Genomic DNA, 14,571 nt, shown 5'->3' with positions numbered 1-14,571 from the left:
CGCGCTCGTAGTGCGTCGGTAACCTTTGGCCAACCTCGCGCAAGATTCCTACAAGTCGATGAAATTCTTGCGCAGATGCCCGCCCACTTCCTTCCCGGCCCGCCCGCCGGGGAGCACCCCACCCTGCGCGTGCGCGGGGTCCCCCAGCCGGGCGACCGCCGCGTGCGGCCTCCCTGCGTGAAGGACCCCCATGAGAAGACTCATCTCCGTGCTCACGACGGCCGTCGCCGTCGTGGCCGCGACAGCGGGGGCCTGGGTGCCCGCCGCGAACGCGGCCGGCGGCCCCAACCTCTCGATCGGCAAGGCCGCCGCCGCCAGCAGCGTCAACGGGCCGTACGCGGCCGCCAACATCAACGACGGCAACCAGGGCAGCTACTGGGAGAGCTCGGGCGCCCTCCCCCAGTGGGCCCGCGTCGACCTGGGCGCCAGCGTCAGCATCGACCAGGTGGTCCTGAAGCTGCCCTCCGGTTGGGGTGCCCGCACCCAGACGCTCGCCATCGAGGGCAGCACCGACGGGACGAACTTCAGCACGATCGTCGCCGGTGCCGGCCGCACCTTCAACCCGGCCGTCACCATCGACTTCGCCGCGGTCACCACCCGCTACGTGCGGGTGAACATCAGTGGCAACACCGGCTGGGGCGCGGCGCAACTGTCCGAAGTGGAGGTGTACGGCGCGGGCGCGCCGACCGGCAACCTCGCGCAGGGACGCCCGACGCAGGAGAGCGGCCACTCCGACGTCTACGACTCGTCGCGCACGACCGACGGGAACCAGGGCTCCTACTGGGAGAGCAACGGGTTCCCGGCCTGGGTGCAGGTCGACCTCGGCGCCGCGCGCAGCATCGACCGCGTCGTGCTCAAGCTTCCGGCGTCGGGCTGGGCGACCCGCACGCAGACGCTGAGCGTGCAGGGCAGCACGAACGGCTCCTCGTTCACGGATCTCAAGGCGAGCCAGAACTACACGTTCGATCCGGCCGTGAGCGCCAACTCGGTCACCGTCACGTTCAGCGCGGCCACCGCGCGGTACGTGCGGATCGCCATCACGGCGAACAGCGGCTGGCCGGCCGGTCAACTGTCCGAAGTGGAGATCTACGGCGCCACCGCCGGCACCGACACCACGCCGCCGAGCGTGCCCGGAACGCTGTCCTACAGCCAGAACGGCAGCACGATCACGCTCAACTGGGGCGCCTCCACCGACAACGCCGGCGGCAGCGGCCTCGCCGGTTACGACGTCTACCGCAACGGGACCCTCGCACAGCAGGTCGGCAACGTCACCTCCTTCACGGACACCCAGCCGACCACGGCAACCGTGTCCTACTTCGTACGGGCGAGGGATGTCGCGGGCAACGTCTCCGGCAACAGCAACACGGTGACCCGCACCGGCACCGGAACCGACACCACGCCGCCCAGCACCCCGGCGAACCTGGCCCACGGCACGAGCGGCAACGTCATCACGCTCACCTGGGCCGCCAGCACCGACACCGGCGGCAGCGGGCTCGCCGGGTACAACGTGTACCGCGGTGGCAGCCTCGTCGCGACGCTCGGCACCGTCCTGTCCTATCAGGACACCCAGCCGCCGACGGCGACCGTCTCGTACTTCGTGCGGGCGCGTGACGGTGCGGGCAACCTGTCGGGCAACAGCAACACGGTCACGCGCACCGGGTCGCAGCAGCCGCAGTGCGTCAACGTGGCGCAGGGCAAGGCGATGACGGCCACCGGGTCCACGTTCACGTTCACGCCCGACAAGGCGAACGACGGCCAGCTCGCCACCTACTGGGAGGGCGCGGCGACCTACCCGCAGAACCTCACGGTCGCGTTGGGCGCCAACCATGTCATCACCGCGGTGAACGTCAGGCTGAACCCGGATCCGGCGTGGGGCACGCGTACGCAGACCTTCCAGATCCTCGGCCGCGACCAGGCGGCGACCACCTACACCAACCTGGTGTCGGCGGCCGGCTACCAGTTCGTGCAGGGCACGAACGCGGTCAGCATCCCCGTGAGTGCCACCACCGCCGACGTCCAGCTGCGCTTCACCTCCAACACCGGCGCGCCTTCCGGCCAGGTGGCGGAGCTCGAGGTGTGCGGCACGCCGGCGCCGAACCCCGACCTCGTCGTGAGCTCGGTGACGTGGTCGCCGGCCAACCCGACCGAGACCACGGCCGTCACGCTGTCGGCCACCGTGCAGAACATCGGCACGGCCGCCAGTCTGGCGACGACGGTGAACCTCAGCCTCGGTGGCTCGGTCGTCGGAACCGCCAACGTGGGCGCGCTCGCGGCGGGCGCTTCGGCCTCCGTACAGGTCAACGCGGGGACCCGCGCGCAGGGCACGTACGCCGTCACCGCCGTCGTCGACCCTTCCAACACGGTGGTGGAACAGAACGACGGCAACAACAGCCTGACCGCGCCCACGCAGCTCGTGGTGGCACAGGCGCCCGGGCCGGACCTGCTCGTCACCGGCATCAGCACCAACCCGCCGAACCCGGCGATCGGCGCGTCGGTGAGCTTCACGGTGAACGTGCAGAACCGCGGCACGAGCGCGTCGGCCGCGTCGACCACCCGGGTCGTGGTCGGTGGCACAACGTTGAACGGCGCCACGGCGTCGATCGCGGCGGGCACGACGGCCACCGTCGCGATCTCCGGTAGCTGGACGGCCACGAGCGGCGGCGCCACCATCACGGCGACCGCCGACGCCGCCAACGTCGTCGCGGAGACCAACGAGGGCAACAACTCCCTGTCACAGTCCATTGTGGTGGGACGCGGTGCGGCGGTGCCGTACGTCAGCTACGAGGCCGAGATCGCCGCCCACAACGGCGAGGTGCTCACGGCCGACCCGCTGCGGACGTTCGGGCACACCAACTTCGCCACCGAGTCGTCGGGCCGGCGGTCGGTGCGGCTGGGTGGTCAGGGTCAGTTCGTGGAGTTCACGTCCACGAACCAGGCGAACTCGATCGTGGTGCGCAACTCGGTCCCCGACTCGGCTGGCGGAGGCGGCCAGGACTTCACGATCAGCCTCTACATCAACGGCGCCTTCTCCCGGAAGCTGACCCTGTCGTCGCGCAACAGCTGGCTGTACGGCACCACCGACGACACCGAGGGTCTGTCGAACACCCCGCAGGCCAACGCGCGCCGGCTGTTCGACGAGTCGAACGCGTTGCTGGGCCAGTCGTACCCGCCGGGTACGAGGTTCAAGCTGCAGCGTGACAGCGGAGACAACGCCTCCTTCTACATCATCGACATGATCGACCTGGAGCAGGTGGCACCGCAGCTGTCGCAGCCGGCCGGCTGCACGTCCATCGTCCAATATGGAGCGACCCCGGACGACAACACCGACGACACCGCCGCGATCCAGCGCGCGGTGACCGACGACGAGAACGGTGTGATCAGCTGTGTCTGGATCCCGGCCGGCCGGTTCCGGCAGGAGCAGAAGATCCTGTCGCCCGACCCGGCCCGCACCGGCAACAACCAGAAGGGCATCCGCAACGTGACGGTGCGCGGTGCCGGCATGTGGTACTCGCAGCTGTACACGAACACCGAGCCGCAGAACGTCAGCGGGAACATCAACCACCCGCACGAGGGCAACGTCGGCTTCGACATCGACGACAACACGCAGATCTCCGACATCGCCATCTTCGGGATGACGACCAACCGCGCCAACCGGGGCCACGGCCTCAACGGCCGGTTCGGGAAGAACACGAGGATCAGCAATGTCTGGATCGAGCACGTCAACGTCGGCGCCTGGGTCGGCCGCGACTACAGCGACACCCCGGCGTACTGGAACCCGGGCGACGGCCTGGACTTCACCGGGATGCGCATCCGCAACACGTACGCCGACGGCATCAACTTCAGCAACGGCACGCGGAACTCGCGGGTGTTCAACTCCTCGTTCCGCACCACCGGCGACGACGCGCTCGCCGTGTGGGCCAACCCGTTCGTGCGCGACCAGTCGGTGGACATCGGGCACGACAACCACTTCGTCAACAACACCGTGCAGCTTCCGTGGCGGGCCAACGGCATCGCCATCTACGGTGGCTACCGCAACTCGATCGAGAACAACCTCGTCTACGACACGGCGAACTACCCGGGCATCATGCTGGCGACCGACCACAGTCCGCTGCCGTTCTCGCAGACGACGCTGATCGCCAACAACGGCCTGTACCGGTGCGGCGGCGCGTTCTGGAACGAGGACCAGGAGTTCGGCGCGATCACGTTGTTCGCGGCGACCAGTCCCATCGTCGGCGTCACGATCCGCGACACCGACATCGTCGACTCCACCTACGACGGCATCCAGTTCAAGTCGGGCAACATGCCGGGCGTCGCGATCACGAACGTCCGCATCGACCGCTCGAACAACGGTGCCGGCATCCTGGCGATGGCGCAGGCTCAGGGCAGCGCGACCCTGACCAACGTGTCCATCACCAACTCGGCCGACGGCGACATCGTCCGGCAGCCCGGTACGCAGTTCACGATCACCGGGGGTTAGCACTCCTACGACGCTGGAGGTAGGGCCGCCGGTCCTACCTCCAGCGTGGTACTGCGATCTCCCTCCCGAGGGCGACGTGCCGATGGGGTCCGGCCGCCTATCGTCCCTGCATGACCACGACACCCGGGCTCCTCCGGCCGTTCGCCGGTGCCCTCGGGCTGGCCGTGGTCATGGTCGTCGCGGGGCTGATAGCGCCGGAGAGCAGGCGCGCGCTCGACCTGGTCGCCGTGCTGCTCATCGCGGTTCCGGCGCTCGCCACCGCGGGGGTGCGGCGGGCGCCGGTGCCGGTTCTCGCGGTCGCCACCGCCGCCCTGCTCGCGTACCAGGCGCGCGGGTACCCCGGGGTCGGCTCGTCGCTGCCGGTCATCGTCGCGTTGTACTTGGCGGTCCTCGCCCGGCAGCGGCTCGCGGCCGGCGCGGCCATCGCCGCCGTCCTGGTCGGCGGGTACACCACCGAGGTCGCCACCGTAGGCAGTGGGGTCGGCGGCGCGAACCTGTCACCCGACGCGCTCCAGCGCTGGGTGCTGCTCATCGGCTGGATGGTGGCCGCCTGCGTGGCCGGTGAGCTGTCGCGGCAGCGGCGCATCCACATCGGTCACCTCGAGCAGCGGGCGCTCGACGCCGAGCGCACCCGCGAGGAGACCGCGCGGCGCCGCGCCGACGAGGAACGGCTGCGCATCGCCCGCGAGCTGCACGACTCGCTCACGCACAGCATCTCGCTCATCAACGTGCAGGCCGGGGTGGCGGTGCACCTGGCCCGCAAGCGGTCGGAGGAGGTGCCGCCGGCGCTGCTGACGATCCAGGAGACAAGCCGGGAGGCGATGCGGGAGCTGCGGGCGGCGCTGGAGGTCCTGCGTTCCGACGAGGAGCCGGCGACGGTCGGGCTGAACCGGCTCGACGGGCTGGTCGAGGGCGCGGTCAGGGCCGGCGTTCCGGTGTCGGTCACGGTGAGCGGCGAGCGGCGCGACCTCCCGGACCCGGTCGACCGTACGGCGTACCGCATCGTGCAGGAGGCGCTCACCAACGTGGCCCGGCACGCCGGTCCCGCCACCGCGTCGGTGCACCTCGAGTACGGCGACGACGAGCTCGCCGTCCAGGTCGACGACGGGAGGGGCGGTGCCGCCGAGCCCGGGGTGGGGCTCACCGGGATGCGGGAACGGGTCACCGCGCTCGGCGGGTCGCTGCACGTGGGTCCGCGGGCGGGCGCCGGGTTCAGCGTGCGGGCGGTGCTCCCCGTGGAGGTCGCCGGCCCATGAGGTGGATCAGCCGGGAGCGGGTGGCGGGCCCGGCGCCGGGCGGGACCCGGTCGGCCCGCCCGAACGACGGAGGCACGCCGTGATCCGAGTGCTGCTCGTCGACGACCAGGCGCTCATCAGGGCGGGCTTCCGGGCGCTCATCGAGGCCGAAGACGACCTCAGCGTGGTGGCGGAGGCGGCCAACGGCGTCGAGGCGGTCGCGCTGGCGGCGCGTCACCGGCCCGACGTGGCCCTGGTCGACATCCAGATGCCGGTCCTCGACGGCATCGAGGCCACCCGGCGCATCGCGGCCGACCCGTCCCTCGCCGCCACGCGGGTCGTCATCCTCACCAACTACGGCATCGACGAGCACGTGTACGCCGGCCTGCGGGCCGGCGCCACCGGCTTCCTCGTCAAGGACACCGAGCCGGCCGACCTGCTCCACGGAATCCGGGTCGCCGCCCGCGGCGACGCCCTGCTCTCCCCCGCCATCACCCGCCGGCTGATCAGCGAGTACACCTCCCGGCTGCCCCGCGCCGGCCGGGCCGCCACCCTCGACGTCCTGACCAACCGCGAGCGCGAGGTGATGGCGCTGGCCGCCCGCGGCCTGTCCAACGACGACATCGCGGCCCGCATGGTGATCAGCGTGGCCACCGCCAAGACCCACGTGAGCCGCGCGATGACCAAGCTCCACGCCCGTGACCGCGCCCAGTTGGTGGTGCTCGCGTACGAGACCGGCCTGGTGACCCCGACCCCGTGACCCCGGGAAGCCGGCCTGGGCCCGGTCAGCGGGAGCACCACACGTCGGAACAACGACAGAAAAGCGGGCAAAGCAAAGATTCCTCAGCATCCGACCAAATCGCCATGTAAGGATCCCCGGCAGTCATCAGCTAGGGGGCAGGCATGAGGACAGACACGGGGACAAGCACGGGAACAGGCACGGGGTGCACGTCGGTGAGTCGTCGCGGGCTCATCCGCGCGGCGGCGGTGGCGGCGGCCGCGCCGCTGCTGGTCCCGGCGAAGGGGGTGGTGGCCGCCGGCGAGGCCATGACCGCGTACCACGGTGTCACCGGCGCCACCCACCAGCAGAAGTTCAACGAGCTCAGCTCGGCCGGCTACCGGATGATCTCGTTGAGCGTCCACGGCGAGCGGACGGACCCGCGGTACACGGCGGTCTGGGTCCAGCGGGGTGGACCGGCCTGGGCGGCGCTGCACGGGCTCGACGCGGCCGGCTACCAGGCACGGTTCGACCAGCTCGTCGGGCAGGGCTTCGTGCCGGTGATCGTCAGTGCCACCGGCCCGCGCGGCAACCCCGTCTTCGCGGCCGTGTTCGAGAAGCTCCCGGCGTCGACCTGGATCGCCCGGCACGGGCTGGTCGACGGGTCGGCCGACGCGACGGGCACGCTGTCGAACGTGAACCGGTGGGCGCGCGACCACCACTGCATGCCGAAGACCATCGCGATCTACGGCGGCGCCGGCGAGCGCACCTACGCCGGGGTCTGGCTGCCGAACCCCGGCGACGTCAAGTGGCAGGCGCACGACATGGGCAACGGCGACCGGTACCAGGAATGGTTCGACGCCTACACGGCGGCCGGGCTGCGCCCCGCCTTCGTCGACGCGTCGGACCCGTTGCAGTACCTCGCCATCTTCACCGACGACAGCGTCGGCGGCTGGGTCGCCCGCCACGGCCTGGACTCCCCGGCCTACCAGCGGGAGTTCGACACGCAGCTCGGCGCCGGCCGCTACCCGGTCACGGTGCAGGGCGGCGGGCTCGGCACGGGCACCCGCTACTCGGCCGTGTTCGCCGCGCGCGACCTGCCCGTTCCCCGCGTCTTCACGCAGGCCAACGAGACCGGTTCGGGCTTCGGCGGGGTCCACGCGGTGATGCGCGACTTCATGAAGTCGCGGGCGGTGCGCGCCGGGCAGCTCGCGGTGCGGCGCGGCGGGACGCTGCGGCTCGCCGCCGGATACACGTGGGCGGAGCCGGGCTACCCGACGACCCGGGCCGACAGCCTGATGCGGGTGGCGAGCGTCAGCAAGGCGTTCGCGTGCGCCGCGATCCGCCGCCTCGTGCAGACCGACCGCCTCGACCTCGACGAGGAGGTGTTCCCCCTGCTCGGCATCACCGGTGTCGCGCTCGCCGGCCAGACGAAGGACAGCCGCATCGACGACGTCACCGTGCGGCACTGCGTGGAGCACACCGGCGGCTGGGTGCGCCGCGTGTCCACTGTGGATCCGGTGTTCCGGATGCGCGACATCGCCCGTGCGTTGAAACTTTCGGGACGCGCGTCGAAGCGCGACATGGCCCGCTACATGTACGGCGAGCCGCTGCAGTACACGCCCGGCGACTCGAGCGCCTACGACGCGGACGACCGGTACTCGAACTTCGGCTACGTGCTGCTCGGCCTCGTCGTGGAGGAGGTCACGAACCTGCCGTTCCGCGACTTCCTGGCGCAGGAGGTGCTCCAGCCGCTCGGGGTCGACGGTCAGGTGTTCGTCGGGGCCACCGAGCGGACCGGCCGGCGCGCCGACGAGGTGTCCTACGACCACGCCGACGTCGGCGGCAGCGCCCTCGACCCGTGGTCCGACGCCCTGGTGCCGTCGGCGTACGGGAACTTCCTCATCGAGACGATGGACTCCGGTGGCGGCCTCGTCACCACCGCGCCGGCCGTCACCGCGCTGACCAGCGACTATGCCGTCTGGGGCCTCGGCGGCCGGGCACCGGGATCCGCCCGCACCGGCTCGATGCCCGGCTGCTACAGCCGCGCCGAGTCGCGCACCGACGGGATCGACTGGTGCTACATCCTCAACACGAACACCATCCGCGACGCGAACGCGAGCCTGTCGGAACTCGCCGCGAACCTCAACGCGGCGATCGGCGCGGCCGGCATCTGATCGAGCACCGCCACACATAGGGTTCCAATAGAGGGTCGTCTTCATTTAGGCTCACCACTGCATTTGTTCAGTGCCCTTACCTACACCCTTCACCCCGGGTCCGGTCTTCGGCGAGCCGTCCTGGGCGCAACACCCCCTTCCTTCGAGGAGCCCGTGTGTCCAGACATCGCCGAAGTCGGCTCGTCCATGCCGCCGTGAGCGTCCTGCTCGCGGTCGTAGGCACGGTCGTCGCCGCGACCCTCACCGCCGCCCCCGCGCGGTCCGCGCCGGCGACGGCGCAAGCGGAACCGTTCTCCGTACTGGTCTTCTCGAAGACCGCCGGCTTCCGCCACGACTCCATCCCGGCCGGTATCGCCGCGATCCAGGATCTCGGCGCCACCAACGGGTTCTCGGTGTCGACCACCGAGGACTCCGCCGCGTTCAACGACGAGAACCTCGCCCAGTACGACGCGGTCATCTGGCTGTCGACCACGGGCGACGTGCTCGACCTCACCCAGCAGGCCGCGTTCGAGCGGTACATCCAGGCCGGTGGCGGCTACGTCGGCATCCACTCGGCGTCGGACACCGAGTACCAGTGGCCGTGGTACGGCGAACTGGTCGGCGCGTACTTCACCTCGCACCCGGCCAACCAGACGGCCACGGTCAAGGTCGAGGACCCGGCGCACCCGTCCACGTCCGGGCTTCCGGCCAGGTGGTCGCGCTTCGACGAGTGGTACAACTACCAGTCCAACCCGCGCGGCGACGTCCACGTGCTGGCCTCGCTCGACGAGACCAGCTACTCGCCGGGCGCCGGCGCGATGGGCGCCGACCACCCGATCGCATGGTGCCGCGACTACGACGGCGGGCGGTCCTGGTACACCGGCATGGGCCACACCATCGAGTCCTTCGCCGACCCGCAGTTCCGCGGCCACGTGCTCGGTGGCATCCGGACCGCGGCGGGCGCTGCCGGCGCCGACTGCTCGGCGTCACTGACGAGCAGCTTCGAGAAGGTGACGCTCGACAGCAACACCAGCAACCCGATGGAGCTCGACATCGCCCCCGACGGGCGGGTCTTCTACATCGAGCGCGACGGGCGCGTGCAGATCATCCGGCCCGACACGAACCTCACCACCACGGCGATCGACCTCGACGTCTTCTCCGGCAACGAGGACGGCCTCATCGGCATGAGGCTCGACCCCGACTTCGCCACGAACAACTGGATCTACCTGTACTACGCGCCGAACGACGGGCAGACCCGCAACCGGTTGGCGCGCTTCACCGTCACCGGAGACACGATCGACCTCGCCAGCCAGAAGTCGGTCCTCGAGGTGACCACGCAGCGCAACACCTGCTGCCACGCGGGCGGCAGCATGACGTTCGACGCCGACGGCAACCTCTACCTCGCGACCGGAGACAACACGAACCCGTTCGAGTCGAACTCGTTCACCCCGATCGACGAGCGGCCCGGCCGCCAGGACTACGACGCCCAGCGCACGTCGGGCAACACCAACGACCTGCGCGGCAAGGTGATCCGGATCCACCCGGAGGACGACGGCACCTACACCGTGCCCGACGGCAACCTGTTCCCGGTGGGCACCGCACAGACCCGTCCCGAGATCTACGCGATGGGCTTCCGCAACCCGTTCCGGATCGGCTACGACACGACCACCAGCACCCTCTACGTCGGTGACTACGGCCCCGACGCGGGGGCGGCCAACCCCGACCGCGGACCCGAGGGAACGGTCGAGTGGAACGCGATCGGCGCGCCCGGAAACTTCGGCTGGCCGTACTGCCACGGGAACAACTACGCGTACAACGACTACACGTTCCCGTCCGGACCGAGCGGACCGAAGTTCGACTGCGCCGCGCCGGTCAACAACTCCCCGAACAACACCGGCCTGACGAACCTTCCGCCGGCGATCCCGGCCACCGTCGACTACGACTACAGCGGCAACCCGCGGTTCCCGGAGATCGGTGGCGGCGGCGCGCCGATGGGCGGACCGGTGTACCGGTACGAGAACCTGCCCAACAGCGACCGCGAGTGGCCGGCGTACTACGACGGCAAGGCGATGTTCGGCGAGTGGAACCAGAACAAGATGTACACGTTCCAGGTGGGTGCCGACGGAACGTCCCTTGTGGACATCAACCAGTTGCTCACCGGGATGACGTTCCTGCGCCCGATGGACTTCGAGTTCGGGCCCGACGGTGCGATGTACATGATCGAGTGGGGCACCGGGTTCGGCGGTAACAACGCCGACTCGGGCGTCTACCGGATCGACTACGTGGCCGGCGAACGTGCGCCGATCGCGGAAGCCACCGGTACCCCCGACTCCGGGCAGGCGCCGCTGGAGGTCCAGTTCTCCAGTGCCGGTTCGCGTGACCCGGACGGCGGCCAGCTCACCTACGCGTGGACCTTCGGCGACGGCGGCACGTCCACGGAGCCCAACCCCGTCCACACCTACACCGCCGCCGGCAACTACACCGCCCAGCTGACGGTCACCAACCCGGCCGGACGCACCGCGGTGGCCAACGTGCCCATCACGGTCGGGAACACCGCGCCGACCGTGGTCGTCGAGTTCCCGCCGGCCGGCGGCTTCTACGACTGGGGCGACCAGGTCGCCTACACGGTGCGGGTCACCGACCCGGAGGACCCCTCGATCGACTGCTCCCGCGTCAGGCTGCAGTCGTACCTCGGCCACGACGCGCACACGCACCCCCTGCAGGAGTACACCGGCTGCACCGGCACGGTGCAGACGTCGCTCGCCGCCGGACACGGAGCCGACGCGAACGTGTTCATGGTGTTCGAGGCCACCTACACCGACAACGGCGGCACGGGCGGCGCGAACGCGCTCACCGGCCGGGCCCTCGTGCAGCTGCAGCCGAAGCGCAAGCAGGCCGAGTACTACTCAGCCACCGGCCGCGCCAACGACGGCGTGGGTGGCGGTGACCCGGGCGTGCAGCGGGAGACGACCAGCGACCCCGCGGGCGGCTTCCAGAACATCGGCTTCATCGAAGACGGTGACTGGTGGTCGGTCGCGCCGGCGAACCTCACCGGCATCACGCAGATCCGGTTCCGGGCCGCGTCGGCCGCCGCCGGCGGACGCATCGAGGTCCGCACCGGCTCGGCCGCCGGGCCGGTGATCGCCACGGCGACCGTGCCGGGCACGGGCGCCTGGCAGACCTACGCCGACGTGACCGTCGACATCCCGGCGGGAACGACCGAAGGTCCGCTGTTCTTCGTGGCCCGCAACCCGGCCGGCAGCACCGGTACCGGGAGCCTGTTCAACGTCAACTGGATGGACTTCATCGGCAAGGGCGTGTCGACGAACGCGCGTCCGCAGGTGACCGTGCAGGCCAGCGCGACGAGCGGCACCGCGCCGTTCGCCGTGAACTTCACCGGTTCGGCGACCGACCCGGACGGTGACGGCCAGCTCACCTACGCCTGGGACTTCGGTGACGGCGGGACGGCGAACACGGCCAACGCGTCGCACACCTACGCCGCGCCGGGGACGTTCACGGCCACCCTGACCGTCACCGACAGCCAGGGCTCGGCCGGGTACGCGTCGGTGCAGATCACCGTGGAGGCACCGAACACGGGCTGCTTCGGGGCACGCTCCGACGACTTCGCCGGAACCGCGCTGAACCGCACCCGATGGTCCACAGTGGTCAGAGAGTCGCAGACGTACGCGGTGCGCGACGGAAACCTCGTGCTCCCCACGGGCGTCGGCGATCTCTACGGGACCCGTAACGACGCGACCAACCTCGTGCTGCAGCCCACTCCCGAGGGGCCGTGGCAGGCGACGACGAAGGTCTCGCTCGCGGTGGCCGTCAACTACCAGCAGGCGGGTCTGCTCCTCTACGGCGACGACGACAACTACGCCAAGCTCGACCTGCTGTTCTCGGGGTCGGCACGGGTGGAGTTCATCCGGGAGACCGCCGCGACGCCGCGCAACGACGCCGCCGACGCCACCGCCGCGCCCAGCGGCGAAAGTGTCTACCTGCGACTCACCAGCGACGGCACCAACGTCACCGCGTCGATGTCCGGCGACGGACAGACGTTCACCCCGATCGGACGCTCGGCCGCCCTGGCCGGGATCACCAACCCGAAGATCGGGCTGTTCGCCCTCCAGGGCGGCGGCACCGCGCCGGTGATCGACGCGGCGTTCGACTGGTTCCAGATCACGCCGGACGAACCGGCCGGCGCGGTCGACCCGTCCGACGAGTTCACTGCGCCGGCCCTGGACAAGTGCCGGTGGAACTCGATCGTCCGCGAGGACGCGACCAAGTACCGGATCGCCGACGGCGCGCTGACCATCGACGTGCCGAACGGCGACATCTACACGACCAACAACACCGGTCCGACGAACTTCATCCTGCAGACCGCGCCGAACGGTGACTGGACCGCGCAGACGAAGGTCGACGGCAGCGCCTTCAACGAGCAGTACCAGCAGGGCGGCCTGCTCGTGTATCTCGACGACGACAACTACCTGAAGCTCGACTACATCGTCGACAACGCGGCCGGGCAACCGGTGTCGCGGCGGATCGAGTACCGCAGCGAGATCGCCGGGGCGGTGCAGAACCCGCAGCCGGGGATCACCAACCTCACCAGCGGCGCGTGGCACCTGCGGATCGTCAAGTCCGGCAACACCTACACGGCGAGCTACTCGGCCGACGGCACCACGTGGACGGCCTTCGAGCCGTTGACGAACGCGGCCGTGGGAGCCACGCCGAAGGTCGGCCTCTTCACGCTCGGCGGCGCGCAGACGGCGTCGAAGCAGGCGTCGTTCGACTACTTCCGGCTCACGCCGGCAGGTGCGGGCGACACCGAGGCACCGGTCACCACGGCGACCGTGGCCGGCCCGCAGACGAACGGCTGGTACACCGGCCCGGCCACGGTCACCCTGGCCGCCACGGACAACGTCGGGGTGGCCCGCACCGAGTACCAGGTGGACACCGCCACCGCGTGGACCGCGTACACCGAGCCGGTGGTCGTGTCCGGTGACGGCACCCACGAGGTGCGGTTCCGGTCGGTCGACGCGGCGAACAACGTCGAGCAGACGAAGAGCGTCACCGTGAAGATCGACGCGACCGCGCCGGTCACGGCGGCGACGTTCGCACCGCCGAACGACGACGGCTGGCACAACGGCCGCATTCCGGTGACGCTGACGTCGACCGACGCCGGCTCCGGGGTGGCGTCGATCGAGTACTCGCTCGACGGCGGCGCGTGGACGCCGTACACCCAGCCGGTCGACGTGACCGGCGACGGCGAACACACCGTCCGCTACCGCGCCACCGACGCGGCGGGCAACGTGGAGACCATCAAGTCGGCGGTGCTCACCATCGACGCCACGAAGCCCACGTTGCTCATCGGCGGCCTCGCCGACGGACAGCTGTACGGCGACAGCCAGGACGTGCGGGTCACGTTCCAGGCGGTCGACCCGACGTCGGGGATCCAGTCGGTGGTCGGCACGCTCGACGGCCGGGCGTACCAGAGCAACACGCTGCAGGCCATGTACGAGCTGAACCTCGGCCTGCACGAGCTGGTGGTCACGGCCACCGACAAGGCGGGCAACCAGACGACGCAGAACGTGCGGTTCTTCGTCACCACGTCGTTCCGCGACATGCAGAACCTGCATGACCGGTTCAAGGCGACGGGCTGGTTGTCCGCGCAGGCGCACAAGCAGCTGACGAACAAGCTCACGGCGGTGCGGCAGGCCGAGGCGAACGGCATCGACCAGCGGGCGATCAACCTGCTCAACCAGTACAAGCAGATCGCCGGAAACGCCTCCGTCGTCACCAACGCCGAGGTCCGCGCGACGCTCATCCGCGACGCCGACGCGATGATCGTGCGGCTCGGCGGCCAACCCGGCAACGCGGCCGCCAAGGCCAACGGCGGCAAGCCGTTGAAGGGCACGGGCCGCCTGGAAGGTGACGCGACGACGGTCCCCGAAGGAGGAACACTAGGCTGACCCGTTGACCGACCAT

General features: G+C 70.3%; 5 protein-coding genes. All 5 read left to right on the top strand.

All coding sequences use genetic code 11. The features are described from left to right. Nucleotides 1-190: 190 nt before the first annotated feature. The 5 genes from Voc01_RS23125 to Voc01_RS23105 all read left to right on the top strand — a co-directional run bounded on the left by Voc01_RS23125 (nt 191) and on the right by Voc01_RS23105 (nt 14,555). Nucleotides 191-4,477 (top strand): galactose-binding domain-containing protein, encoded by a 4,287-nt coding sequence (locus Voc01_RS23125; protein ID WP_203929607.1) that lies wholly within the window; start codon nt 191-193, stop codon nt 4,475-4,477. Nucleotides 4,478-4,587: 110 nt separating this feature from the next. Beyond that, a complete protein-coding gene (locus Voc01_RS23120; protein WP_203929606.1) occupies nt 4,588-5,733 on the top strand; it encodes a sensor histidine kinase in 1,146 nt (381 codons plus the stop codon). A gap of 79 nt (nt 5,734-5,812) precedes the next feature. Continuing rightward, nucleotides 5,813-6,472, top strand: coding sequence for a response regulator (locus Voc01_RS23115; RefSeq protein ID WP_203929605.1), 660 nt, complete (start codon nt 5,813-5,815; stop codon nt 6,470-6,472). 194 nt (nt 6,473-6,666) lie between these two features. Next, complete coding sequence (locus Voc01_RS23110) at nt 6,667-8,607, top strand: serine hydrolase (RefSeq protein ID WP_203929604.1); 1,941 nt, start codon at nt 6,667-6,669, stop codon at nt 8,605-8,607. A gap of 194 nt (nt 8,608-8,801) precedes the next feature. After that, nucleotides 8,802-14,555 (top strand): ThuA domain-containing protein, encoded by a 5,754-nt coding sequence (locus Voc01_RS23105; RefSeq protein ID WP_373873853.1) that lies wholly within the window; start codon nt 8,802-8,804, stop codon nt 14,553-14,555. Nucleotides 14,556-14,571 lie beyond the last annotated feature (16 nt).

The sequence above is a fragment of the Virgisporangium ochraceum genome (assembly GCF_016863655.1).
GTDB classification, from domain to species: Bacteria; Actinomycetota; Actinomycetes; order Mycobacteriales; family Micromonosporaceae; genus Virgisporangium; species Virgisporangium ochraceum.
This window is presented reverse-complemented; position numbering and strand designations above follow the sequence as displayed.